Below are 25080 nucleotides of genomic sequence, written 5' to 3'. Positions count from 1 at the left end.
AGATGAAAAAAACAATTCTGCTTTCAACTCCTCACATAGGCGATCGCGAACTAGAATTTGTCAAAGAGGCCTTTGATACTAACTGGATTGCACCTGTTGGCCCACATATAGATGCCTTTGAAAAGGAATTTTGTCAAGTTACAGGTGCTGGCTATGCTGCGGCATTGGCTTCTGGCACAGCAGCTTTGCACTTAGCTCTGCAATTAGTCGGTGTAGAACGTGGGGATGAAGTTTTTTGCTCAACCTTGACTTTTGCTGCTAGTGCCAACCCAATTGTTTATCTAGGAGCAAAACCTGTATTTATTGATAGCGATCGCACTTCTTGGAACATGAATCCTAACTTGCTGTGTGAAGCACTACAGAAGCGCGCCCGGATTGGCAAGTTACCCAAAGCAGTTGTAGTTGTACATTTGTACGGTCAAAGTGCAGATATTGATCCGATTCTCAATGCTTGCAATCAATATAATATTCCTCTGATTGAAGATGCGGCAGAGGCATTAGGTGCCACTTATAAAGGACGCTCTCCCGGCACTTTTGGACGTATTGGTATCTACTCTTTCAACGGCAATAAAATCATCACTACTTCCGGTGGGGGGATGCTGGTTTCCCCTGAGGAGCAGTTAGTGACAAAAGCTCGTTTCTTGGCAACTCAAGCACGCGATCCTGCTCCCCATTACCAACATTCGGAAGTTGGCTACAACTACCGCCTCAGTAACGTTTCAGCAGGTATTGGGCGAGGGCAGTTGCGTGTTTTAAAACAACGGGTTGCCTCTAGACAACGCAACTTTAGAATTTACGCTTCTTGCTTGGGAAATTTACCAGGAATAGAACTTATGCCGGAAGCAAATTATGGATGTGCTACTCGTTGGCTAACCTGCTTGACGATAGACCCTAAAGCTTTTGGTGCAGATAGAGAACAAGTGCGCCTTGCCCTGCAAACAGGGCAAATAGAATCACGCCCAGTTTGGAAGCCTTTGCATCTCCAGCCTGTGTTTGCTGAATGTGAATGTATTGGTGGTGCAGTGGCAGAAGATTTATTTACACATGGTCTTTGCTTACCTTCTGGTTCTAATCTCACAGATGATGATTTGCAGCGAGTGATTGATAGCATCATTGCTGTTCACTATGTTTCTAAGAAAACAGAACCATTATTAATTTTCTAAGTATTAAAACCTCATAATTCAATATTAATTCAGTCTATTAAAAGGAGCAAATAGATGATAGAAACTCAAGAAAAATCTTCGCCGTTAGTGAAATATTATCAAATTTTAAAACAGCGTTGGGTTCCTGCTTTAAATATATTTTTACCTACTTTCCTGATTGCTGCTATCGCTTTAACTATTTTCAAAAAGCCTACTTATTTAGCAGAAGGAAAGTTACGGTTCCAAAGAACAAATACTACGTCGGTTCTCACAGGAGTAGGAAGAGAAATAAGTACATTAGAGACAGTCGGACGTGATACTCAAACTAATCCTCTCAAAACAGAAGCGGAAGTCATAACTTCTCTACCTGTAATCCAAAAAACTATTAGAGAACTTGACTTACAAGATAACAAAGGAGATATCTTAAAACCCAAAGATTTTTTGAAACGGCTGACTGTAAAAGATGTCAAAGGAGCCGATGTTATCCAAATTACCTATCAGGATAAACATCCAGAGATAGCTACACAGGTTGTTAATAATTTGATGGATAACTATTTAGAGCAAAATGTATCTTCATTAAGAGCCGAAGCATCAGCAGCCCGCAAGTTTATTGAAAAACAACTACCAAATGCAGAATTTGTTGTTCGCAATGCCGAAGCAGAATTAGCGAAGTTTAAAGAAAAGTACAAAGTTGTTTCTCTAGAAGAAGAAGCAACCAGAGCAGTAGGAGTGATTGCAGAATTACAACAGGAAATTAACACAGTTCAATCTGAATTTGCCAATGTTGAAGCACAATCTCAACAAGTGCGCAAACAATTAGAAATGGACTCTCAACAGGCACTAGCGACGACTTCCTTGAGTCAAACACCAGGGGTACAAGATGTACTCAGAGAAATTCAATTGTTAGAGACGCAACTCGCATCTAGGCGCACAGTTTTGCAAGACACCCATCCATTTATTATAGATTTAGAAGAAAAAATCCAGTCTTTAAATGGACTAATGCAAAAACGAATTCAACAAGTGGGAGGAGGTAATCAACCACAACCAAATACAAACTTGCAACTTGGAGAAATGAAACAACGACTATCTGAAAGACTGGCAGAATTAGAAGCAAATCGTCTGGGATTAGCAAATCAAGCAACTACTTTATCTAATTTACTAACTGGTTACAGGCAAAGACTGAATAATCTGCCAAGATTGGAACAAATACAACGGCAGTTAGAACGTAAAGTAGAAGCAGCGCAAACTACCTACTCACTGTTGCTACAAAAATTACAAGAAAGTCGGATTGCTGAAAATCAAAATGTGGGTAATGCCAGCATTATCACCAAAGCTGAAGTTCCAGAAGAACCGATGTCTTCTCCGATAGTGTTGTACCTGGGTGCAGGTGTATTGGCTAGTATGGCTGCTGTGGCTGCTGTGTATATCTTAGAAGCCAGGGATAAATCGATTCGGACTGTTCAACAAGCACAGGAATTGTTTGGATTTACTTTGTTGGGGGTGATTCCTTCATTTAATAAGTCGAAAAAACCTCTGCGTAATAAGAAAGAACCGGAGGTTTACAACCAAAGGCTTGTAGTTCGCAATGCCCCTCGATCGCCTATTAGTGAAGCTTTCCGAATGCTGCGGGCTAATCTCAAGTTTATAAGTGCTGATAAAGAACTAAAAGTTATCGTTGTGACGAGTTCTGTGCCTACAGAAGGTAAGTCAACGGTAGCTGCCAATTTAGCGATCGCAATGGCGCAGATGGAGCGTAAAGTTTTGCTGATAGATGGAGATTTACACCGCCCGGTTCAGCATCATATTTGGGAATTACCAAATCATGAAGGATTGAGCAATGTCATTGTTAAAGAAGCACAATTGACAACGGCTGTCAAACCCGTGATGGAAAATTTGGATGTTCTTAGTGCTGGGGTGGTACCTCCCTCTCCTGCCTCCCTCCTCGATTCCAAAAAAATGGCTGCATTGATAGAAAACTTTACTAGCAACTATGATTTTGTGATTATTGATGCTCCTTCTTTAACAGTTGCTGCTGACGCTGCTACTTTAGGACATATGGCTGATGGTGTTTTATTTGTAGCTCGTCCTGGGGTTGTTGATTATGCTAGCGGTTTATTTGCGAAGGAGTTTTTAAACAAATCGGGTCAAAATGTTTTAGGACTAGTAGTAAATGGAGTTCATGCTTACAATGAACCCTACAGCCGCTTATATCTTGCTAATGAATTCTACTCTCAAGCTCAAGATAGCGAGGTTCCTAAAGCAGTAAGAGTTGGCAATCTCAGTCTTTGGTGAGACATAGTTAGTTTATCTTGTCTCAAATTTAATAATATTCGTGTCAACGATTCCAAGACATTTTTTCAAAAAAATGAACTACCATACCACTTTGAAAAAAGGTAAACGGTAAATGGTAGAAGAGATTGCATGAGTGAAAAATAATGGTATGTGTTACCCAAGTTCAAATAAATGAGAGTGCAGAGACATTAGAGGTGCTGTTGCGCCAACAGAAAAATCTGCGACTCAAAGAACGCATTCAAGCACTTTACCTGATCAAAACAGAGGGTATGAGTGTGAAGGCAATAGCAAAGATACTCGGCAGAGACAGATCCACAATCCAAAGGTGGTTGGCAGACTACCAAGAGGGAGGAATTACCTTAGTAATAAAGTCTCAAAATAGTCTATTGAAAGTAGGGAAAATATTGAATTGTACAGTTGAAAACTCTAATAAACAAATTAAACAGTCAGAGGGAAAAATTCAAAGGTATAACCAATTACAACAATGGTTTGATAGCATTTTCGGAGTGCAAGCGCAAGATGTAACCGTTTACAAATTGCAAGTAAAACTGAAAATGACATATCTTCATAACCGTAAACAAAAAAGGCGAAAACTAAAAGGTTTTAAAAAAACTTTTTGTGATCGCGATCGCCTGATTTTTCCAGTTGATAATAACTTATGTACTGAAAATAAGCAGTTACAAAATTCTCTGGATGTTAATTTGATGGAAAGACTTTGGGGGTATCTCAAATAAGGAATAGGGAACAGGTATTTTCATGCTTGGTGGTGAATTTGAGCCATCATTTTAAATAAATTAGCAAGTTCAATCCTGGAATGGTGCGGGAAAGAGTCCATAAAGCTAGGGTAATGTAAAGTATACCTAAACTCCACTGGAACCAAGCCAATGTAGTGATGATGCCTGGAAGATGCTGATCTCGCAGGCGAACGTCATTAAATCCGGTTTTCAGTAAGTTGTTGAGGCTAAAGTCATAGTAGTTTAGCCAATTCCAACGACGATTCCACAACAGTGGCAGATAGCGATCGCGAAATATTTCAAACCGGGGTATGACTGGCAAGCGTCCAATTAGCAATCTTAATTGGCGCATACTACCGTCTTCTGTGAAATAGGAAACATCCATTAAGTCATGATAGCGCCCTTGTTGATATAGGCGGAGCAACAAAATTGCTGGCACGGGAACAATAATCGCTGTCAAACAACCCAGTGTGAGCCAAGGTTGTTCGGCAGTGCGAAAAATGGCAAAGATACCAAACACTGTTAACAGGCTAAAACTAGTTAGCATTGCTATAGTTTCGGAGACTGTAGGTAAAACTGGTACAGGATGTAGGCGACGACAACGATCAACTAGCCAAAATAGGATGCCGAAATAGGCGATCGCAATCAAGCCGACACCAAATACCAAGTAAAAATCCGTTCCGTAGCCAGAAAGCAGCAGCAGTAAACTCAATGTTAGCCAATGCCAAGCTTGTAACAACCACTTACCAAAAGAGAGAGGTTCACCAACAACAATCCGGGAACTTAGTTGCGTATATGTTTCTAGATCAAAATCTGTAAGAGTGAGTAGCTCGCTTTGTTTGCGAAACGGTTGTATCACTCTACGGCGGGCGATCGCTTCTGCTTGGGTTGGTGAAAAACCAAGATTAATCAAACGTTTTTTGGAAGCACTATTAATATTTGCACCAGCCAAAAGGTAGTTTAACTGTGCCAATCGCAATCGCTGTTTTGTATACTCCAGTTGATTGGCATCAGCAATTTGCTGTAACTGGCGAAAATTTTGCCCCAAATTCCGCAAGACATTTTGATTGCCTTGTAAAGTTGATACTACTAGCTTTTCACCAATTTGACCAGGATTGCCTAATATTTTGGCTTGATTAGAGTTAAAAGCGATTCCAGAGACATTTAAAAAAGCTTCTTGAGCAAATTCGGCATCGCTAAAATCTGCTTGATTGAGAATGCTAGCACCTCGCAGATTTACAGATTGATTAAACTGGGCTTCCCGGAAAGTCACAGCTTGCTCAAAAGCAGCTTCTGTTAAAAACAAGAACTGATTGAAATTAGCTTTGGTAAACTGGGCTGAATTGACAAAGCGCACACCAGAAAAATCTGCATTTCCTTGCCACTGGGCGCGATTAAACTTTGCTAACTGTTTAAAAGTTGCTTGGTTAAAATTGGCAGTGTCTGCAAAGATACTATTTTGAAAATAAACATTTTCCTGAAACTGGCTTTGTTTAAAATTACTTTTATCAAAAAAGATACTACTCTGCCACTGACTCTCGCGCCGAAAAGTGGCATTTACAAAGCTCACACCACGACTAAATCGCGTTTCTATCCAATTCGCTTCTTGGCTGAAAATAGTACCTGTAGCATTTACAGGTTGAAGAAAAAACGTATTGGCAAACTGCACAGCCCCAGTAAAATGCGTTTGCTCTAACACTACCGAGCCACGGAAAACACTGATTTCACTAGATGCAGCTGGGGGAGTTGCCAAAAGCGATCGGCAATCTTTAGAGGTGGGAAACGCCAAGGTAAAAGACTGCAAACAAACCACACGCAAACGTTCAAGTTGTTCTTGCTCTGCGGCAGTAAAAATAGGAGCGATCGCTTGGGCATAAAGCGGAGTTCTCAACCCCAAATCACTACCAATAAAATCTCCTTGAATCAGAGAAAAACTCAAGTCTAAACCCAAAGGCTTAGAACCAGCCTTTTGCAGTTCTTTACGCAGCATTTGGTAAAAAGCGTCACGAAAGACAGAATTTTCTGGGCGTAAATCTATCACCATCTGCCGCAAATCTACAGTCAAATTGCCTTCGCGGATTGTGGGCGTGCGTACTCGTTCTTGTAATAATTCTAAAGTTAAGGGCGTGCGTTCTGGTTGTGCAGGTGCGCTCCAAACAGGTAGGGGAAGAAAGATAAGGCTACAGAAAATAATTATCGAAACGCAGAGGCACGCAGAGGTTAAACGCAGAGTTCTGCCTTTGCGTTCCTCCGCGCTTTCCTTTGCGTTCCTTTGCGTTTGAAAAAAAAATCTATTCAATCACTCCTCGCCAATCAGCAAAACAATTTTACCCGTCATCGAACCACTTTCAAGTAATTCATGAGCTTTGGCTGCTTCTTGTAGTGGTAAGCTGTGGCTAACTTGAATTTTTAACTTGCCTGCATCAATATATTTCGCACACTCTGCTAGAATCTCGGCTTGGTGCTGTTGTGCTTCCACCATTTCTTGCAACATCGGTGTGAGCATTAATTCCAAACCAATGCGGAGATTGCGCAATCTGGCAGCTTTCCAAACTGTATTGGCATCTGGTTCTAAAATCGTCACAATATCGCCATACACCCGCACTGCTGGGAAGGTTTTGTGAAAAGTTTCTCCGCCGACGGTATCAAAAGCTAAATCTACACCTTCACCATCACTCCAATTTAAAGCAGCTTGAACAAAATCTGTTTGTTTGTACAAAATGGGGTAGTCAGCACCGAGTTGTTTGACAAAATTTGCTTTGTCTTGGGAACTTACTGTGGTGCAGACATGAGCACCTTTAAGTTTAGCAAGCTGAATTGCCACATGACCGACACCGCCAGCACCAGCATGAATTAATACTCGCTCGCCTGGTTCGAGTCTTCCCCGCTCGTATAAAGCTTCCCAAGCAGTGATTAATACTAAAGGTGCGGCTGCCGCTTCCGCAAAAGATATAGATGCGGGTTTGCGGGCAACAAATCGCTCATCGACGGTTGTAAATTCAGCATAATTACCTTGGTGTGCGCCCAAGCCACCATTACAAAAATAAACTTCATCACCGACGCGAAACTTTTGCACGCCAGCACCTACTGCCTCAACTACACCCGCACCATCACACCCTAAAATGGCAGGGATGCGATCGGGGTAGAAAGTGCCGCGCTTGCGAAGTTTGGTGTCAATGGGGTTAACCCCTGCTGCTTTTAAACGTACCAAAAGTTCAGTTTCGCCAACAGGAACACCGGGATTTGTCACTTCCTGCACTTGTAGAACTTCCGGATTGCCAGCTGCTGTCATTAATACTGCTTTCATGACTTGTTCCTCTGCGTGCTTGCATTTGTCAATTTACCGCAAAGGAAGAGAGCGATCGCTTTTTTAAATTTGAATCGCAAAGATACGAAAGATAAATCCAACTATAATAAATGTACATATTAATGTACACTTACTGATATGCCAAAGTACTTAACTATTACAGAAGCTAGGCAACATCTGCTGAATTTGCCGGATGAGTTAAAGGATGAGCCAGTAATCATTACCAAGCACGGTAAGCCAGTGATGGCAGCACTGAGCTTTGAGCAATATGAATCTCTATTGGAAACTTTGTCTATACTTGGCGATCGCTCTTTTAAAGTTACGGTTGGAGCCAAGGGAACGTGGAACAGCACAGAGAATTTGTAATGAATTTTGTTCAGGTACTTAACCCCAGAAAAAATCACTGGGGGATTTCTCTGCGATCATACTTTTGGTGGTGCGGTTAATTGAGGTGATAGATCAATCGCCGCTACGCGATCGCACCTCAACATGAATACAATCAACGAGGAAGAATATCATCTAGGCGAAGATGAAGACGCGGCAAAAGTGGTGAGTTAATTAATTGATTTAATCGATATTGTTGTTGAATATACATATCTTCAACTAGTTGACAGACAGTGAAGGTAGGTTGTTTCGGTTTACCAATAAATGCGACTCCACCCAATCCTTTATAGTCTACAATCCAATATTCAGGAATGCCAAAAAGCGCATATTCTTCAACTTTGCGAGCATAATCAGTTTCCCAATTAGTACTAACAACTTCAACCACCAGTTTAATTGAGCGTCCCAACGTAATTACGGGTTCTCGCTCCCAAAGGGGTTCACGGTCGAGAACGGTTTCATCAAGAACCACAACATCAGGACGACGAACTGTGGCTGCATCCGCGAAGGGGTAAATTAAACAAGTACGAGGAATAAACCAAGGGAGTTTTTCTGCAACAAGGTATATACCAATTTGGGTTGCAAGTTTGCCACTCACCGTTTCGTGAGGGCCAGTTGGTTCCATGTCGATTAGTTCTCCGTCTGCCAGCTCATAGCGGGGATTATCTCGGTATTGAGAGAGAAAATCTTCTTTGGTGAAGGTTTTTTGGGAGATATATGTCATTAAGCTAATCTCCTAAAATTATATGTTCTCATCTTAAAGTCTCTAACCGATAGGAAAGCACCAGTTCCACAAAATGCGTTTCGTAAATGTGATGTCTGCCAAGAAACTTTTAAGACACTTTATCTGTCTGCTTCTCCAAATTCTCCGAAATTTCCCTTATGTCTGAACCAGCCCAAGGTATCCCAGAAATACCTGACATTACGCATCCTACTGAACTCCTCCAATTTGGAACTCACGCTCTTAAAGCTTCCCTGTTACTAGTATTTTTAGTTATTGCTTTGGGAGTAGCGATCGCTCTCATCAACTTTTCTCTGCGTCGCAATCAACCAGAAGAAGCGATTTTCATAGACGAATGGGCAATTCGTTACTCTCAACTACTACGAGGATTGCAACATTTATTTTTGTTATTAGTTTTGCTGGTGGCTGGATTTTTTCTTTGTTCTACTTTGAGCAATCGATATCATCATTGGGAACAAGCGAGGGTAGCCCAGGTAGCAGAAAGTGTCGCTGGTGACAGGCTAGAACAAGTTGCGCCGCAAGTACGCTATGTAGTTAAAGTACCATACACCTACACGACTCAAGTTAATAACAAGCTAGTCAAGGTAAATGAGACGCGAGAAGAAAACCGCTACTTAACGCTGGCTGGTTCGCAAATTCAGGTAAAAATCGAGCAAACTCCAGATGTTCAAAATCGCCGCGCTGTATATCGCGTAGATTATGCTGCTGACTATAAAGTAATTAATCAGCTTCAGGATATTAATAGTTTTTTCTTTGAAGCTCCACCGCCCAACGGCTACTCTTTGCTTGCTGGCTATCAAATTGAGCAGTCTGGTAAAAAGTTGCAACAAATTAATCCGGGTGACTACGGCTTTCCCTTCCGCTTGCAACCAGGGGAAGAAACGAACTTTCGACTCACCTATAAAGCTCAAGGAGGATCGCGCTGGGTATATAGTGCTGAAGGGCAGTTGCTCAAAAACTTTCGTCTAGTGGCAACAGCCAATTTTCCAGGAGCAGATTTTGCCAGTGGCATTGTACCAAATGAAATTGCAGGCGAGGGACAAAGCACCAGATTTACTTGGACATTTGATGACAATGTTGCAGTTAAAAATCCTTTTGGCGTATTTACAAATACTAACCCCATCCGTCACACAGGCATTCTTCCCCGGCTATTACTGTTAGCGCCAGCATTATTTCTGTGGTGGATGCTGTTGTTGTACTTGTCACTGCCGATGAATTTGAAAAATGTAGCTGTTGCTGGTGGCATATTATTTGCTTGTTTGCTGGCTTTAACTTATATGAGCCGCGTCATGAATCCGCAGTTAGCTTGGACTTTGATTTCACTGATCTTGCTAACATTAACGTGGGGTTTGGGATCAAGCCGTCATGCTTCCCTCGCAGCCGTTATTTGTACTATTGCTGGGGCAGTGCTGCCTGTGTTTGGATTATTAGTACCGTATAGTGGGCTTACCTTGAGTCTAGCAGGATTACTTTCAGCTATTTGGCTAGCGGTTCGTCACTGGTATGGTTGGCATAAGCTACAGCCACAGGATAGGTAAGATTAATAAAATTACCAAATAACTGGAACTAAAGCTGATGCAGTTATATTGCGATCGCACGTTAATAACTGCACTATTTCACCTTTGCTTGCTAAAACTATTGCAGTCGCAGTAATTTGCCTATCATGCATTTCATTAATAGCGGATAAGCTCATAGTTGTTTCAATTACATCTTTATCAAGTGGATAAATTAACACGCGGGGATCAGCTTCAACTGCTGAAAATAAATCTTTCGCAGAAGGAATAGATGTTCTTCCTCTTGCAACAATCCAAACAGCCTCAGCTAATGTAATTGCAGGGATAACTAATTGAGAATCGGGGTTAGAAAGAATAGCGTTGGCATTTGCACCTAATCGTGAATTCCCTTCAAGAAACCAGATTAGTGCATGAGTATCGATGACATACTTCATAATTGCCTATGACCAGTCTAGTTCATCCTCGATATCCCCATGAAATTCAGCAATTTGAAAGTCCTCTTCCGTTGATTGTTTTTCTCCAAAAAACATACCAAACTGCATTATTTGCTTTTTTGGTTTATTGTTTTTTGATTCTAAAAAAGTTACAATCACACGGCTTTCTGATATGTCTGATGGTAATTCAGAAAGTTCTATCTTACCGTGCTTGTAAACTCCTTCTATGGATTGAAACATAATTTATACTGAATTCATTAGACAGTAGCTACACTCACAAATAGTTACAGCAGTAGTCTTATAACTTAAGCATTAGAGAGTTTTGCTGCCATGAAAGGCGATCGCTACCTTAGCCATTAGCAGTCAATGTCTTAAACCGCTCATCTTTGAGAATTCTTTCAAAATCAGAGTCGGTTTTTACCATCTCTAGACATTCAGGATTAAGGTTAATAGCTTCTTTTAAATTCTCCAGCGTCAAGTCTACATTTTCTTGCAAGGCATAGCAGCAAGCTTTATTGTAATGAGCGCCAAAGGAATCAGGAGAAAGTTCTATAGCTTTATTAAAGCTGACAAGTGCCTCCTCGTATTGCCCCAAAAAGTACAGCGCATTACCTCTGTTGTTCCAAGCTTGTTCATTGTCGGGTTTAATTGCCAACACTTTGTTGTAGGATATAACTGCTTCCTGATAACGCCCCAAGAAGTACAAGGCATTACCACAGTTGTACCAGCCTTGCTCATCTAAGTCGAGTTTGATTTCTAAGACTTTATCGTAGGATGTAACTGCCTCTTCGTAGGAACCCAGAAAATACAGAGCATTACCACGGCAATACCAGGCTTGCTCTAAATTAGGCTTAATTGAGAGCGCTTTGTCACAGGAGGCGATCGCTTCTTTATAAAATCCCAAGCCAAACAGTGCATTACCCCGATTATTCCAAGCTTGCTCCAAGTCGGGCTTGATAATTAATGCTTTATCGTAGGAGGCAACTGCTTCCTCATAGCGCCCCAAAAAGTACAACGCATTACCCCGGTTATAATAGGCTTGCTCATAGTTAGGCTTAATCGAGAGTGCTTGATTGCAGCAAGCTACTGCTTCTTCGTAACGCCCTAAATCTACTAATGCGACACTGCGGCTATACCAGACTTGGTAATCTTCAGGTTTGATTTCTAAGACTTTGTGATAAGAGATAGCTGCTTCCTCATAGCGCCCTAAGAAGTACAGTGCATTGCCTCGATTGTTCCAAGCTCGCTCCAAGTTGGGCTTGATGGAGAGTGCTTTGTCATAGGAGGCGATCGCCTGCTGATAATCCTTTAATTCCTCGAAGGCTACACCTCGGCTGTACCAAGCTTGATCAGACTCAGGTTTAAGTGAGAGTGCTTTGTCGTAGGAAGCAACTGCTTCCTCGCAACGCCCCAGGTTCCTGAGTGCTAAACCCCGCCCATACCAAGCTTGATCAGACTTAGGTTTGAATGAGAGTGCTTTGTCGTAGGAAACAACTGCTTGCTCATAACGCCCTAAAAAGTACAGCGCATTCCCTCGATTATGCCAAGCATAATAATCATTCGGCTTGATTGCCAAAACTTTATCGTAACAGGCAAATGCTTCTTCGTAGTAGCCCAAATTATGCAAAGCTGCACCCGCGTAAAACCATATATCAGAGATTTCGGGGATGAAGGAAATCAGTTTGTTGAAGCAGATCAAGGCCTCTTTCGGATAATTTAAAATTGACAGACGCCAGCCAAAATTAAAGAGCGAGCTCAACATTTTTTGGGGATATTTGTCTGCCAGTTGCCAAACTAACCGAGATAAAGGACGTATATATTCTTTTGCTTCTACCTTGGAGCCCTTGGCTTCAATTTGTTCCTTGCGGGGGCTGAGGATGTGTTGAGTTTCAATCAGATAATTTAGAGCCTGATGAATTTGTCGGCGCTGCCATGATTGCTGCAAGAAATTTCCCCGCACCATCAGTATAGAAGTTCGTTCTACAATGCATCGCTCCAGCGAAATATCAAATTGGCGTAATAAATCTATGGCATCGTAAATATATTGGCTCGCGGGGTATTTTTTGATTGCATTTGTATAGCGCTTTTCCCAGATACTTTGGCAAGATTCAATATAATTATCAGAAGTTAAAGGTAAGCCCTGATTTCTCAATAAACGCAGATTCTCAACTACATTTGTGAAAGTACCGTCATTTTTCTGGGCGATCGCCGGATAATCTTCCTCATTAACTTTTATTTGAGTTTGACAGACAATATCACTCAACAACTGAACAATTGCTGCATTTTCCGGCTCTGGTAATTCATAAACTCCAAACCGTTGCCAACACTGCTCTAGGAATTGATCCCACTTACCTAATTCACTTGGAATTTCGGATTCTTTCTCATTGTCGGCAGTGGCAATCACTCGTATATTTGCTTGCCCGCACAACTGTTCGTAAGCCTCTAAAACTCGCAAGAGTCGCTCCTGTATTGGCACGATCGCCGGAGCTAACTCAAATTCCGCTTCTGTTGGGCTATCCATTCTTTGCTCAAGATTATCAACAAAAAACAGTAACTTGCGATTAGCCCCTATTTTTTCAAGTTCTTCTTGGGTTGGCTCATCTATCCATTTGGCTGATGTGAGCCATAAAATTGTCCAACCTTCTCGATTGTAAAGCTGTGCTAATTCAGCCGCTTCTCTTGTTTTTCCTAATCCTGTTCGCCCGACAATCAAAAGCCAGCGAAATTCTTCTAAATTCTTTTCTAATTCTCGTCGAATATTGCGATCAGCTAGTCGCATTTGATAAGGAATGCGAAAATCTGCGACGGGATCGTTGCAATCTGTATTAAAAATTACAGACAGAACATTTCCATTTGGTTTAACGATCTCAAAGGGAAAAGTAGAAGGAGGAGTTTGTCTAATCCGCCTTTGTTGCATGTATCACCACACAAGTCTTACTACGGCAGTAATTTAAGGTATAAGTACCAAAGAGAGAACATTAACTAATCTCTCATAGTTTTGATTCAATTCTCAATCAGCTACTCGATGACTTGAAGATTTAAGCCAAACAAAGTTTAATTGAGTTTTACATTCTTTTTTAACTTTTGAGGAGTTACTAGAATAGTATCTCACAACTAAAAGAACAAAGAGTTAACGTTATGTAAATATAACTGCTTGTGAAATTTCCCTTGCTTTGTGCTTTAGTCTTAGGGGAAGCAAAAAAGCTGCTTTTGAGTTGCTGTTTGTAAACTGCTTGAGAGCGATCGCTCCTCGTCGCATCTATAGCTAGATAGGTGCGTTCATTCTACAAACCGTTCCCAAATACAAGAATAATTCTTTAGCGATGGCTTGGATTGCTCTATTTTTAAGTTCATTTTCTTAACAACTAAGCACTTTTATGTCATCCACTGACACTCAATTAAATGTGAGTATTTCACCAGAGGTTCAGCAAACGGGTTTTGTCAAAGATTTCAGCCTGATTACCTAACTAACTTAATTGTATAGGATAAGTACATTGCATTTTTACAAAAGTTTGTCATCCGTCAAACCAACGATATATTTTTGAAGTTTTTGCTCCCCAAACGTTAGTACTACGTTGAAACTAAGGATGTGAGAATTTTTTTTTTAAGTTTAAATGTTAAATATTGGCAAAGGATGGTTGAAAAACCATAAGGCTCGCTATTTATTGAGGTAATATCCTTTGAGGAGTGAACGTGAATACTATTGTTTTTCATAAAACAGCTTTTGGTGTGCTGAGTTTAACCGCAGTGGCAGTTTTAGGTGGTGGAATGCCTGCGGTTGCTGAAAATTTAGATACCATTGGCACTCAGCAGTTAACCCAAGTTTCGGAAACTGAAGTACAGGCAAACACTCAAGCGGTATCCAATTCTGCACACGAAACAGTCAGTTCCATAGTCATACCTACTCCTGGCACTGTGGAAACTTCATCGGCTGCCCTTGCTCCCCAGAATTCACAATCAACTTCCCAAACAGCTGCTCCCAATGTGGCTCAAGCAGATATTGGTATAGGTACAACAACTCGCGGAGGTTCTAGCTATATTGGCGTAGCAGCAAATATTGGTTTAAGTGGTGGTGATTCAGCTTTAGGCGATGGTAATTTTATGATTATCAGTAAAATTGGATTTACCAGAGCCTTTTCTGTACGACCATCAGCAGTACTTGGAGATAACACAGTATTCTTAATACCTGTCAGCTATGACTTTTCTTTTCAACAGCTAGGAGATCCACTTAGTGAAGCATTACCAATTGCTCCCTACGTTGGTGCTGGCGCTGCAATTAAAACTGGCGGTGACTCTCAAGTTTCTCTACTTTTATCTGGTGGTGTAGATGTACCACTAAATTCCCAATTTACGGCAAATGCGGCTGTAAACGCAGCATTTTTTGATGAAACTGACATCGGTCTGTCGATAGGTGTTGGTTATAATTTTGGAGGTTTTGGCATTTAATAGGGACTAGAAGCTAGGGGCTAGGAGACACGGGACAAGAAGACAAGGAGAACGTAAATAAAAGTTTCTCCGCGTCTCCCTTTCTCCGCGTCACCGCGTCTGGTGCTCTTCCTAATTCCTACTTAGGAGTTACCTGATCAATTGTCTTAATTTTGCCATCGTCACCTATTGTCCAAACATCATAAACACCTACGACATCACCGTTTTCATCAATATCCACATTACCGCTAGCTCCTTGATAGTTAATATCTTTACCTTCTCTCAGCAATTTCAAGCCTTCGCAAACATCGCTCACTTCTACGCCAGGAGCATTGGCAACATCACGGAGTTTGCTGGCAATTCCCACACCCGTGTTTTCCTTCGCTGCTTGAGCTGATAAAACTAATAAGGCTGCCGCATCCCATCCATGGGGAGTATATGGTGCTGGTGGCGCTGCTCTTTTTGATTGCCAAAGTTTGTTAAAAGCTTCTAACCCTTTACCATTGGAACCAGGTACTGTACCTATCGATCCAGTAGTAATATATTTACCATCAGATGTTTTACCGACTCTAGTCGGGAACGTGTCTGACTTCACACCATCAGTGAGCATCATCTGCACTCCTTGAGTCAGCCCTTGTTGGTAGGCTGATTTAAGAAACAGACTGCCTGTTTCTTCGTAAAAAACGCCTAGCACTGCATCTGGCTTACCTGCAAATGCTGCTTGGGCTTCAGTATCAAAAGTAGTAGCTTTGGGATCGTAGCGAACAGGTCTATTTTTATTTACTACAGTTCCTCCTAATTTTTCAAATGCCTGCACAAATGCTTTTTCAAAGCCCACACCGTAGTCGTTATTAATCACAACTGTGGCAACTTGTTTAAAACCTCTTTTATTGGCAAGTTGAGCTAAAGCTTGTGCTTGATAGGTATCTGGAGGAGCAGTACGCGCCCAGTAGCTGACGTTGTCTTTTTTAAAGCCTCCTTTTGTTGCTTTTTCGGTAAATACGGGGCTAGTACTACCAGGAGAAATCAGCATAACTTTATTGGGTACAGCTATGGAGACAGCAGCAGTAGAGACGCTGCTGGCAAAGGAACCAACTACACCTGCAACTTTATCCAAGGTTGCCAATTTTTGCATACCCGCAGCACCAGCCCTGGGATCAGTTTGATCATCTACTTGTACCAGAGTTATGGGTTGCCCATTTACACCGCCACAAGCGTTGACAGTATTTACAAGTAAAGGAACAGACTGCACCATCTGCTGTCCGATCGCTGCTAAATCACCTGTTGTTGGTAAAAGTGAACCAATTTTTAATCCTTGAGTGCTACCAGCTGCTGTGGTAGTTGAACCTGCTGGAGTCGCACTACCGCCATTGTTAGATGTGGTATTGGAAGTAGTAGTTTCACAAGCTGATACTAAAAAACCTGTGAGTAATGTAGTTAAAGTTAGAGCAAAGGCACCAATATTCTTTTTCATATGCATATATCCTGAATTTATGCCTATTGTTTGATCATCTTAGAGGCAGATTCAAACTTAATGCCTTAAAAGCATATAAATAATAACATCCTCCTTACGGAGTAAAAGAAGGTAAGATATTTGCCAGCAGAGTCGAAATACAACAGAATTTAGAACTCAGCAGTCAAACAGGTCTAAGTCTTATACTTTGAGACTAAGTTTTGTATCCCGTTCATCTGTAAACATCCATAAATAGAGAAAACTTCAGAATATAAATTCACCTCTGTAACACAGAATGGGGCATTAAAAAAGTAATATTTATTTATGTTTTCTTTACTAAATAATTTATGAAAAGCTGTACTTGTTAAACTTCCAGCTCCTCCATACAAAATTTTCTCAAAAAAATAAAGACGCGATGTGTATCGCGTCTTCACTAGACGGAGAGAGAGGGATTCGAACCCTCGGTACGGCCTTACGAACCGTACAACAGATTAGCAATCTGCCGCTTTCGACCACTCAGCCATCTCTCCAGGGTCACGAATAAAAATATTAGCAAATTCTCAGGTGCTAGTCAATAGTTATTAGGCTTTATGAGTCATTGTCATTGGTCACTGGTCATACCAGCTTATTTACTAATGACTATGTACAGACGCGCCATGGCGCGTCTCTAACAAATGACAAATGACAAATGACTACACTCTATAGCGCTTGCGATCGCAACCAAGCTATTGGCAAGCTACGTAATTTTTGCCACTGCGGCACGCAGGCGCGTCGGTCGAAAACATTGTAGTCGTTGCGCTCTATTTTCTCCAAAATTTTACTATAGTGCATTAGAGCTGCCCATACAGGCAATCGGGCATCAGGAGATAAATGACTAATACCCTTTTCTGCCTTGCTGTAGAATTGGCGCGTGCGGTCAATTTGGAAGCGCATTAAAGAACGCCAGCGCTCATCAACCACACCTTTTAACAAATCTTGTTCAGTGTAGTTGAATTGTGCCAAATCCGCTTGGGGAATATAAATTCGCCCTCGTCGAGCGTCCTCACCTACATCTCGGAGAATGTTAGTAAGTTGGCTGGCAATTCCTAAGGCGATCGCTTCCTCGGTAGGTATATAAGCTGGTTGATAGTAATTCCAAGGGGCAGTATTTTGCTGGGTATCTACTCCCATCACAGCCGTTGACATTAATCCTACCGTACCAGCGACGCGATAACAGTAAAGGTATAGCTCTTCAAAATTTTCGTAGCGGCTGCGGTATAAGTCCATGCGCTGTCCTGTGATCATATCCCGAAAAGGCTGGATATCCATCGGAAAGCGCTGGAGGGTATCCACTAAGGCTACATCAAAACTATCTATGGGGTATCCCGCAAAAATGGATTCCAGTTGCTGCTCCCATTTGTCTAAAGTTTCTGGTGTAGTAACAGCAGCTGCTGGGCCATCCACTAGCTCGTCTGTACGACGACACCAAGCATAAATGGCCCAAATAGCAGGACGCTTTGCTTTGGTCATCAACAAAGTGCCAAGATAAAATGTTTTGGCATACTTTGCTGTGATTTTACGGCAAAGTTGATAGGACTCTTCCACAGAGACCGGCAGTTTCATGCGCGGAGGGGAATCAGGCAGTTGCAGCATTCGTTGCAGGCTGAGGGGTTTGCGTTTGCTCTTTTGAATTTGCCGCCGAGTCTGCTTCAGCGTAGACGCCCGCAGGGCTTCTCGCAGAGATCGCTTGTGCTGTCAGCTTACCGGAAAGTACGGCACCTTCCATACTACCGAGATAAGGTTGCATTGTGTAACTACCACTCAGATAGAAGTTGCTAATCGGAGTTTGCTGGGAAGGACGGTACTGTTGGCGACCAGGGGTTGCTTTGTAAACTGAGCGCGGCGTTTTGACTATGTGATATTTCAATAATTTGGCTGGATTGTCTCCACTAAAATGGACAGGGAAGAGTTTCTGCAACTCGGCAAGGGTTGCCTGCAAAATCTCCTCATCGGATTTTGCAATCCAATTTTCTGCCGGAGCCAACACCAATTCCAGCATCGAGCGATCTGGATCGGCGTATCCACGACAGGTATTACTCATATCAGCATAAACGCTGAGTAGAGGTGAACGCGAGAATAGCAACTGGTCTATATCTGTAAGCTTGCGGTCAAACCACAACTGCAAGTTTATCACGGGTACGCCTTCTAACCCTTCTAGCTTTTGGAAGAACTGATTTTGCTGCCAAGGGACTGGTAACATTACCTTCATCACATCTACGGGCATAGCCGAGACATAAACATCAGCAGTCAACACTTCATCTGGTGCGCCATTTAACCCCCGGATCAAAAATCCCTTCACTGTTCCGTCTTCGTTAAGTAAAATTTCTTTCAAAGGCGTGTTTAACCGTACTTCCCCTCCACGTTCTGTAATATAATCTACCAGTGGTTGGCACAATCGCTCTATTGGAGAACCATCCAAAAAAGCCATTTTAGAGCCATGTTTTTCTTGGAGGAAGTGACTTAGAGCTGTCAATAGTACTACAGCCGATATTTCGTCGGGGTTGATAAAGTTAAGTGACTTTGAGGCAGCAATAAAAATATCTTGTTGTACCTCGTCCTTTACACCTTGTAGCTTTAACCATTGTGAAAAAGTGTATTGGTCTGTTGACTCAACATACTTTTGCCCCCGGAGCATAGCTGGAACTAATCCTTTTGCTAGCTGGATTTTTTCACCCCAAGAGAGCATATCGTTGTTTCGCAAAATTGCCACAATGCCATTTAAAGGCGCTGGCAAATTCGGAAAATCAAATCTACTGTAAGTGCCTGGTTTTTCGGGTTGGTTGAAGATCATTGTGTGCTCTTTCCACTGCAAACGGTCTTCAATACCCAGTTCTTTAAGTAGCTGCAACATATTGGGGTAAGCCCCAAAAAAGACGTGCAGCCCAGTTTCATACCAGTCGCCGTCTTTATCCTGCCAAGCTGCTACTAAACCCCCCAGTACGTCCCGACTTTCCAAGACAATGGGTGTATAACCTGCATCTGTGAGATATTTAGCACAGGAAAGTCCTGCTAGTCCTGCTCCGGCGATCGCTACTCGCATTTAACCTTACTGCTCTTCAATATTTCTTAATGGTTTTGCCGTACTCATTATACTTTGCAAACCGTTACATTTGCAGTCGATGATAGGTGATTATAAAAAATGCGGAGGAATGCGGAGGGCTGTTAGCAGCTATACAAAATGAGCAAAAAATTTCATGCATACTGAGTGGGACACAGTTTATACAGTTACTTACTACCTATCTTCGTCTGCTTCCAGCCTGTTTATACAAACTCACCTGTGGCAACCATAACTACCTTTCCTCCCACATTCACCTCTATGGCTGTATCTTTTTTTTCTGCTTCCAGTAGTAGCGAAGAAGGCCTTTTGATTTCATACCCTTGTTCAACTCGTACACTGATTTTTTGTTTGCCAAAGTAAGAGTATTCAACTAAATATCCAGCCAAGCATCCATTTGCACTACCAGTTGCAGGATCTTCTGGTATGCCTAAATAATCACAAAAAACTCGCACATTGAGTTGATTAATAGGATGATAAGTTTCTGGACAAAAAACAAGAATACATTTAGCATCTGTGGTACTTATTATCTCAAAATATTTATCTTGATTGACTTTAGTTCTTTTCAATGATTCCAAAGTTTTGAGAGGAACAATAATAAACGGCACTCCAGTCGAAACTTCTTGAATTGGAAAACGCAAATCTATCTCATCTGGCAGAATATTCAGTACTTCAGCAATCGTTTGTGCATCTAATACCTGGTGAAAAGTTGGCTCTTTTTGCTTCATCCACATACATTCAATAAAAGCATCAATATAATTAACGGTGACAGGTATTTGTCCAACTTTTAAATTTAATAAAATTTTCGGCACAGGATATTTAATAATCTCCCTTTGAAGAATATAGGCTGTACCTAATGTTGGGTGTCCAGCGAAAGGGAGTTCCTGCTCAGGAGTAAATATACGGACGTTATATCCACCAGATATTTGCTGAGGTGAGGTCAAAAACGTTGTCTCTGAATAATTTATTTCTTTGGCGATGAGCTGCATTTGCTCTGAGGTCAAGTTAGCTGCATTAGTAAATACAGCTAACTGATTACCAGTATATTTTGTCTCAGCAAATACATCAACTATGTAAAAATTAAGACTACTCATTTAAAAAATTATCTTGGTCTTTATTAACCAACAGATTTTTGCATCTAGTTCGTAGATAATTTATACCTTTTATAAAAAATTTAGGTTTATAAAGTTATTAGTAATTACTCAATAAATCTAGATGTTTGAGAAAAACTTATTTTTTAGAATGACATTTTAAAATTTATTTTTATGCATCTAGCTTAAGGTATACTATGTTTAATACATAAACTTATTTTTATAAAGTTTTATGAAGTAGATAAGATCATGAATTGATTTTTACCTTATTAAATATATAGATTAATTCAATAAATTTCTGAGATTTGGCTCTAATGAATTAGCAAAAATTTACAAAAATTATAATATTAAATAATTTGTAACACTAAACCAATACATTTAAAGAAGCTGAGAAAAACAAGCTTATTGAGGCTGATAGTAAATTTTGAATTTGCAAGCTGAAGAATTTGTGAGTGTTTAAATTAATTTCCGCTTGCTTTATTTATCTTTCATATAAAAATTGCATAATTTTAGATATTAACTGGGAAAAACCTTATTTTTATCAGTATTAGCTATAAGGAGCGCATAATGGCAGGATCAGAAGCTATTCAAAGCTTTGGACATCACCTGATTGTGGGTATTTCTGGTACTACTTTAAATGATGATGATAAACGTATATTAAACGAATTAAAGCCTGTAGGGGTTGTTTTATATGCTAAAAACTTTCGTTATGGCAGCCATTATGAAGATTGGCTGCTGATTTATCAGAATCTGATTGATCAAATTCGCCAGTACGCCGAACGTGACTCAATGTTTATAACTATTGATCACGAAGGAGGTAATGTTCATCGTCCTTATTTACCGATCACTCGATTTCCCCATGCTTTTTTGTTGGGAGGGCGATCGCGTGAAGTCGCAACAGCAGCAGCAGTTGAACTGAAATCATTGGGAATCAATGTATCTTGGGCGCCAGTGGCAGATATCTTTTCCAATCCCAATAACCCGATTATAGGGCCTCGTGCATTTGGCACTACTCCTGAAACTGCGGCAACTGGAGCGCGTGACTACTATCTGGGATTGCACGAGTCAGGAATTATCGGCTGTGCCAAACATTTTCCTGGACATGGAGACACTAGCACAGACTCTCACTTGGAACTGCCAACACTGAATTTAACTATAGAAGAATTGCGAGAACGAGAACTAATCCCGTTCAAAGTTCTCATTGATGAGCAAGTACCAATGATTATGACTGCCCACATTTTATTTCCCAATATAGATCCTGATGTGCCAGCAACACTCTCGCAACCAATTCTCAACGGCATACTCAGAGAGGAGCTTGGGTTTGGGGGTGTAATCGTGTCTGACGATTTGGATATGAAGGCTGTCTCAGATATGTATACCAAAAGTGGAACTGTGGCGCGGACATTTAACGCAGGCTGTGATTTGTTCATTGTCTCCCGCAACCTGCCTTCATCTTCGTTAGAACGCACCTTTGCCATCGCTCAAGATTTTATCAATTCTTTGAGTAACGGTAGCCTTGAAGAACGGATTGTCGAAGCAGCCAGAATGCGAATTGATAGCCTCTTGGCAATAACTCCGCAGTATTTGGTGTCTTCCCTTGACAAAGATACACTTATGCGTCATGCGGAATTGGCGATCGCTTGTTCTTTCCACAAGGCTGTGGTGACAGAAAATGTTGTTGGGCAGAGTTCGTAGCCATCCCAAAGACACAAAAACTTAACGTGGCAAGGTGAAACGACGGATAAAGAAGCGATCAGGGATCTGTTTTTCCTGCCCTGGAAGAAGACGGTGGCGAATACGTGCTTCCGTAACCCAGATCTCGCGATCGCTTACAGTTAAGTTAACGGGTGACTCCATGCCACGAGCCAAGGTTTCTATAGATTTGGGTTGAGTTCCAGGAGAAAGTACATCAATGCGTAGGAGGCTACCGTTACCACTGTTGATCGCACCTTCAATGACAAGCAAACGCCCATCAGACGCGAACTGCATTCCGTCAGGATTTTCAAGCTTGCGTACAAGGAGTATAGGCTCAACTTTCACGCCACCTTGGGGCTGAGGTATTACTTTCAAGATTTCTCCAGCAGAGAACAAACCGACGATGGTTGTACCATCAGATTTACGAGCAATACCAGCAAGCCCTATTTCTTTGGAGGCAAACCGTTTGTCCTCTGCCCAAATCTGGAGTTGAGTTGCTCCAGGCGCGAGATAGTGAATGCGCGGGCGTGAACTGTCTGTAACATAAACGCCGCCATCTTCATCAAGTGCAATATCGTTACCAAAACCACTATCGGGCATTAATATGACACGCAAAATCTTACCCGTGCGCGTATCAATGGCAAAAATCCGATGTGGGCGACGGATAGTTTCACCATTCAGAGTGCGAACTCCCAGAAAGTCGGAAGAAGTTCCCCAAAGGATTCCTCGTCGTTCATCTAGCCGCAGAGCATTGGCAGCAAACACTTCGTCATTTCCAGCAAAAAAGGTTTCGATTTTGCCTTGAGGATTGATACGTAGTATTTGTCCGCTCGTAACCGAACCAATGTATAAAGTACCGTTGCTGGCACGTGTAATTCCATTTGGATATTGAAAATTAGAAGTTAGTTCAATAGGGGCTAGTACATCCACGGGCGCAGCTAAAGACTGAACTGAGCCAAAGGTAAACACTACAATTGCAGCTGTATAAAGGAATTTCTTCAGCATGAATTAATCAATTAATATCAACTAAATTGTTTCTTCTCGCCAATATTTTTTAAGCTTTGGTAATATTTCATTTAATTTGAGGATGGCAACCCGATTATCCAAAGTTAGTGGTAACCAGAGAAGATTGGTAGTAGCTTGGTAATAAAAATCGGCTGGGCCATGAACTTTTATTGGTAGTTTGAGTTTATCTAGTTTTTTGGTATTGATGTTGTAGATGTAAATAGCACCTTGTGTAGGCTTTTTAATTTCAACCCAATCTGAGTAAATTAGGTGTTTTTCATCCAAATAAGCAATGCCGTCAAAGAAACCAGTAGGAACATCAAGTTGCTCAAATTTGTTTGGAGAAATTGATAAATCATGTTCGTAAATACCTCCTTTGCCATTAAAGTTTTTTCCTAAACCCACAGCATAAATAGTGTTAGTTTTGGCATCGTAAGTAATACCATTGGCACCGGGAACACAGCCATGTAAAATCGAAACTTGATTCTCTGCTAGGGACACTTGATAAATTTTTCCAGTGTCGGAAGCTGAAGCAAGAAGTGTTTGTTCGTTCAAAGCTAACAAATCATTGATAAAAGAAATACGACTTGATAAGTCCAGTTCAAATACTTGTTTGCCGCTTTCAATGTCAAATCCAACTATACGGTCAATATCTGCAACATAGAGAATATTATTTGCTACAGCTAGCCCTTTGGGTGCGTTTAAAGCTCCCTTGGGCGTAAAAAATTTGTGTACTAATCTTCCATTCGCTGTTATTTCACTTATGAAACCATCTCCATCTTTGGAGCTAGGTTCCATATTCACACCGATATTGGATACAAATATTCTTTGTCCAGTTGAGTCAATAGTAATACTTTCGGGATGAGAAAAATCTTCTATAAAATTGATGGCATGGGCAGGAAAAGTTACCCACATAAAATAAGCCACAAAAATCCCCAAAATAAACAGAAATTTTTTGCCTAAGAAAAGTTTCACTTGGGCTACTCTCCTGAAGCTTGTAACCAATTTCTTATACCTGGAATAGTCCACCCACCATCAATTAAAATACTTTGACCATTCATAAATGAAGCAGCGTCTGAACATAGCCAAAGAACAGTTTCGGCAACTTCTTGTGGGGTTCCCAAACGTTGCATGGGAGTATGGGCAATAAATGGTTTGAGAAACGCCGCATCATTACCAAACCGACGCAGCATCGGTGTATCTATAATGCCTGGATTAATATTGTTTATACGGATACCAGATTGAGCAAATTCAAGAGCTGCCGATCGCATTAACCCATCAATTCCAGCTTTGCTAGCGGAATAAATGGTTGAACCCACCAATGCGCCAACTGCTAGCCAGGAAGAAGTGTTCACTATTACTCCACCCGTTCCCTGTTTCAGAAATGTCTCAATTTCATGCTTCATGCACAGCCAGACTGCTTTCAGGTTGACAGCGATCGTTCTATCCCAATCTTCTTCCCTAAGTTCCAGCATGGGAGCAAAAATACCTTCCGTTCCAGCGTTGTTGAAGGCACAATCCAATCTTCCGTAAATTTCAATAGTTTTAGAGATGAGTGTGGCGATTTCTTCACTGCTAGAAACATCAGTTTGAATAAATGTAGCTTCACCACCACTTTCCTTAATCAGCTGAACGATTTCCTGCCCTTCTTGCTCGCGTCTAGCTGCGATCGCAACTTTTGCGCCTTCCCTGGCAAAAGCGATCGCGCTGGCACAACCAATCCCAGAATTGCCCCCAGTTACGAGGACAACCTTATTTTGGAATCGCATGG

The 25080-nt window shown here is 41.3% G+C and carries 20 protein-coding genes and 1 tRNA gene; 7 read left to right on the top strand and 14 right to left on the bottom strand.

All coding sequences use genetic code 11. The features are described from left to right. Positions 1–2 precede the first annotated feature (2 nt). From QUB80_RS31670 to QUB80_RS31660, 3 genes are all read left to right on the top strand, one after another. The gene (locus QUB80_RS31670) at positions 3–1163 is read left to right on the top strand and encodes a DegT/DnrJ/EryC1/StrS family aminotransferase (RefSeq protein WP_289793426.1); all 1161 of its coding nucleotides are present in this window, start codon (positions 3–5) and stop codon (positions 1161–1163) included. 54 nt (positions 1164–1217) lie between these two features. Then, positions 1218–3434, top strand: coding sequence for a GumC family protein (locus QUB80_RS31665; protein ID WP_289793425.1), 2217 nt, complete (start codon positions 1218–1220; stop codon positions 3432–3434). Positions 3435–3577: 143 nt separating this feature from the next. Then, positions 3578–4168: a helix-turn-helix domain-containing protein gene (locus QUB80_RS31660; protein WP_289793424.1), complete on the top strand. Its 591-nt coding sequence runs from the start codon at positions 3578–3580 to the stop codon at positions 4166–4168. A gap of 46 nt (positions 4169–4214) precedes the next feature. Here the strand turns inward: QUB80_RS31660 and QUB80_RS31655 are convergent, their stop codons facing one another. Together QUB80_RS31655 and QUB80_RS31650 are read right to left on the bottom strand one after the other, a co-directional pair. Beyond that, the gene (locus QUB80_RS31655) at positions 4215–6365 is read right to left on the bottom strand and encodes a pentapeptide repeat-containing protein (RefSeq protein WP_502875343.1); all 2151 of its coding nucleotides are present in this window, start codon (positions 6363–6365) and stop codon (positions 4215–4217) included. 102 nt (positions 6366–6467) lie between these two features. Then, entirely contained in the window at positions 6468–7475 is a 1008-nt protein-coding gene (locus tag QUB80_RS31650; protein WP_289793422.1) for a zinc-dependent alcohol dehydrogenase family protein, read from the bottom strand. A 138-nt stretch (positions 7476–7613) separates the two neighbouring features. Between QUB80_RS31650 and QUB80_RS31645 the strand changes: the two genes are divergently transcribed. Continuing rightward, the gene (locus QUB80_RS31645) at positions 7614–7841 is read left to right on the top strand and encodes a type II toxin-antitoxin system Phd/YefM family antitoxin (protein ID WP_289793421.1); all 228 of its coding nucleotides are present in this window, start codon (positions 7614–7616) and stop codon (positions 7839–7841) included. 133 nt (positions 7842–7974) lie between these two features. On the opposite strand, the gene QUB80_RS31640 is transcribed toward QUB80_RS31645, so the two are convergent. After that, the gene (locus QUB80_RS31640; RefSeq protein ID WP_289793420.1) at positions 7975–8580 is read right to left on the bottom strand and encodes a Uma2 family endonuclease; all 606 of its coding nucleotides are present in this window, start codon (positions 8578–8580) and stop codon (positions 7975–7977) included. Between the two features lie 158 nt (positions 8581–8738). Here QUB80_RS31640 and QUB80_RS31635 point away from each other — a divergent pair, with 158 nt between their 5' ends. Continuing rightward, positions 8739–10136: a hypothetical protein gene (locus tag QUB80_RS31635; RefSeq protein ID WP_289793419.1), complete on the top strand. Its 1398-nt coding sequence runs from the start codon at positions 8739–8741 to the stop codon at positions 10134–10136. A gap of 11 nt (positions 10137–10147) precedes the next feature. Here the strand turns inward: QUB80_RS31635 and QUB80_RS31630 are convergent, their stop codons facing one another. The 3 genes from QUB80_RS31630 to QUB80_RS31620 all read right to left on the bottom strand — a co-directional run bounded on the left by QUB80_RS31630 (position 10148) and on the right by QUB80_RS31620 (position 13463). Continuing rightward, complete coding sequence (locus QUB80_RS31630) at positions 10148–10546, bottom strand: type II toxin-antitoxin system VapC family toxin (protein WP_289793418.1); 399 nt, start codon at positions 10544–10546, stop codon at positions 10148–10150. Positions 10547–10552: 6 nt separating this feature from the next. After that, on the bottom strand, positions 10553–10786 hold the full coding sequence (locus QUB80_RS31625) for a hypothetical protein (RefSeq protein ID WP_289793417.1): 234 nt from the start codon (positions 10784–10786) through the stop codon (positions 10553–10555). A gap of 109 nt (positions 10787–10895) precedes the next feature. Next, entirely contained in the window at positions 10896–13463 is a 2568-nt protein-coding gene (locus QUB80_RS31620) for a tetratricopeptide repeat protein (protein ID WP_289793416.1), read from the bottom strand. Between the two features lie 776 nt (positions 13464–14239). Here QUB80_RS31620 and QUB80_RS31615 point away from each other — a divergent pair. Next, the gene (locus QUB80_RS31615; RefSeq protein ID WP_289793415.1) at positions 14240–14992 is read left to right on the top strand and encodes a hypothetical protein; all 753 of its coding nucleotides are present in this window, start codon (positions 14240–14242) and stop codon (positions 14990–14992) included. 118 nt (positions 14993–15110) lie between these two features. Here the strand turns inward: QUB80_RS31615 and QUB80_RS31610 are convergent, their stop codons facing one another. The 5 genes from QUB80_RS31610 to QUB80_RS31590 all read right to left on the bottom strand — a co-directional run bounded on the left by QUB80_RS31610 (position 15111) and on the right by QUB80_RS31590 (position 20612). Beyond that, positions 15111–16445 (bottom strand): ABC transporter substrate-binding protein, encoded by a 1335-nt coding sequence (locus tag QUB80_RS31610; protein WP_289793414.1) that lies wholly within the window; start codon positions 16443–16445, stop codon positions 15111–15113. Between the two features lie 417 nt (positions 16446–16862). Further along, a tRNA-Ser gene (locus QUB80_RS31605) sits at positions 16863–16954 on the bottom strand. Between the two features lie 169 nt (positions 16955–17123). Next, entirely contained in the window at positions 17124–18056 is a 933-nt protein-coding gene (crtB, locus tag QUB80_RS31600) for a 15-cis-phytoene synthase CrtB (protein WP_289793413.1), read from the bottom strand. Continuing rightward, on the bottom strand, positions 18040–19503 hold the full coding sequence (pds, locus tag QUB80_RS31595) for a 15-cis-phytoene desaturase (RefSeq protein ID WP_289793412.1): 1464 nt from the start codon (positions 19501–19503) through the stop codon (positions 18040–18042). The genes crtB and pds overlap by 17 nt, the downstream gene beginning before the upstream one ends. Before the next feature lie 221 nt (positions 19504–19724). Further along, positions 19725–20612, bottom strand: a complete 888-nt coding sequence (locus tag QUB80_RS31590) for a PhzF family phenazine biosynthesis protein (protein ID WP_289793411.1) — start codon at positions 20610–20612, stop codon at positions 19725–19727. A gap of 564 nt (positions 20613–21176) precedes the next feature. Between QUB80_RS31590 and QUB80_RS31585 the strand changes: the two genes are divergently transcribed. Further along, the gene (locus QUB80_RS31585; protein ID WP_289793410.1) at positions 21177–22304 is read left to right on the top strand and encodes a glycoside hydrolase family 3 N-terminal domain-containing protein; all 1128 of its coding nucleotides are present in this window, start codon (positions 21177–21179) and stop codon (positions 22302–22304) included. Positions 22305–22325: 21 nt separating this feature from the next. Here QUB80_RS31585 and QUB80_RS31580 read toward each other — a convergent pair whose 3' ends face one another. Genes QUB80_RS31580 through QUB80_RS31570 form a run of 3 tightly spaced genes read right to left on the bottom strand, consistent with a single transcriptional unit; the run spans position 22326 to position 25078 of the window. After that, complete coding sequence (locus QUB80_RS31580; RefSeq protein ID WP_289793409.1) at positions 22326–23309, bottom strand: Vgb family protein; 984 nt, start codon at positions 23307–23309, stop codon at positions 22326–22328. Between the two features lie 21 nt (positions 23310–23330). Further along, positions 23331–24284: a hypothetical protein gene (locus QUB80_RS31575; protein ID WP_289793408.1), complete on the bottom strand. Its 954-nt coding sequence runs from the start codon at positions 24282–24284 to the stop codon at positions 23331–23333. Positions 24285–24289: 5 nt separating this feature from the next. Next, the gene (locus QUB80_RS31570) at positions 24290–25078 is read right to left on the bottom strand and encodes a glucose 1-dehydrogenase (RefSeq protein ID WP_289793407.1); all 789 of its coding nucleotides are present in this window, start codon (positions 25076–25078) and stop codon (positions 24290–24292) included. Positions 25079–25080 lie beyond the last annotated feature (2 nt).

Source organism: Chlorogloeopsis sp. ULAP01 (genome assembly GCF_030381805.1).
Classification (GTDB): domain Bacteria; phylum Cyanobacteriota; class Cyanobacteriia; order Cyanobacteriales; family Nostocaceae; genus Chlorogloeopsis.
The sequence above is the reverse complement of the archived record's forward strand: the minus strand, read 5'-3'. Positions and strand labels throughout refer to the sequence as shown.

Excerpts from the sequence above, each read along its gene's own strand:
- QUB80_RS31625 (WP_289793417.1), bottom strand. The coding sequence starts at position 10,786 with ATGTTTCAATCCATAGAAGGAGTTTACAAGCACGGTAAGATAGAACTT.
- QUB80_RS31650 (WP_289793422.1), bottom strand. The coding sequence starts at position 7,475 with ATGAAAGCAGTATTAATGACAGCAGCTGGCAATCCGGAAGTTCTACAA.
- QUB80_RS31590 (WP_289793411.1), bottom strand. The coding sequence starts at position 20,612 with ATGAGTAGTCTTAATTTTTACATAGTTGATGTATTTGCTGAGACAAAA.
- QUB80_RS31640 (WP_289793420.1), bottom strand. The coding sequence starts at position 8,580 with ATGACATATATCTCCCAAAAAACCTTCACCAAAGAAGATTTTCTCTCT.
- QUB80_RS31630 (WP_289793418.1), bottom strand. The coding sequence starts at position 10,546 with ATGAAGTATGTCATCGATACTCATGCACTAATCTGGTTTCTTGAAGGG.
- QUB80_RS31635 (WP_289793419.1), top strand. The coding sequence starts at position 8,739 with ATGTCTGAACCAGCCCAAGGTATCCCAGAAATACCTGACATTACGCAT.
- QUB80_RS31570 (WP_289793407.1), bottom strand. The coding sequence starts at position 25,078 with ATGCGATTCCAAAATAAGGTTGTCCTCGTAACTGGGGGCAATTCTGGG.
- QUB80_RS31585 (WP_289793410.1), top strand. The coding sequence starts at position 21,177 with ATGGCAGGATCAGAAGCTATTCAAAGCTTTGGACATCACCTGATTGTG.
- QUB80_RS31660 (WP_289793424.1), top strand. The coding sequence starts at position 3,578 with ATGGTATGTGTTACCCAAGTTCAAATAAATGAGAGTGCAGAGACATTA.
- crtB (WP_289793413.1), bottom strand. The coding sequence starts at position 18,056 with ATGCTGCAACTGCCTGATTCCCCTCCGCGCATGAAACTGCCGGTCTCT.
- pds (WP_289793412.1), bottom strand. The coding sequence starts at position 19,503 with ATGCGAGTAGCGATCGCCGGAGCAGGACTAGCAGGACTTTCCTGTGCT.
- QUB80_RS31580 (WP_289793409.1), bottom strand. The coding sequence starts at position 23,309 with ATGCTGAAGAAATTCCTTTATACAGCTGCAATTGTAGTGTTTACCTTT.
- QUB80_RS31620 (WP_289793416.1), bottom strand. The coding sequence starts at position 13,463 with ATGCAACAAAGGCGGATTAGACAAACTCCTCCTTCTACTTTTCCCTTT.
- QUB80_RS31670 (WP_289793426.1), top strand. The coding sequence starts at position 3 with ATGAAAAAAACAATTCTGCTTTCAACTCCTCACATAGGCGATCGCGAA.
- QUB80_RS31645 (WP_289793421.1), top strand. The coding sequence starts at position 7,614 with ATGCCAAAGTACTTAACTATTACAGAAGCTAGGCAACATCTGCTGAAT.
- QUB80_RS31610 (WP_289793414.1), bottom strand. The coding sequence starts at position 16,445 with ATGAAAAAGAATATTGGTGCCTTTGCTCTAACTTTAACTACATTACTC.
- QUB80_RS31665 (WP_289793425.1), top strand. The coding sequence starts at position 1,218 with ATGATAGAAACTCAAGAAAAATCTTCGCCGTTAGTGAAATATTATCAA.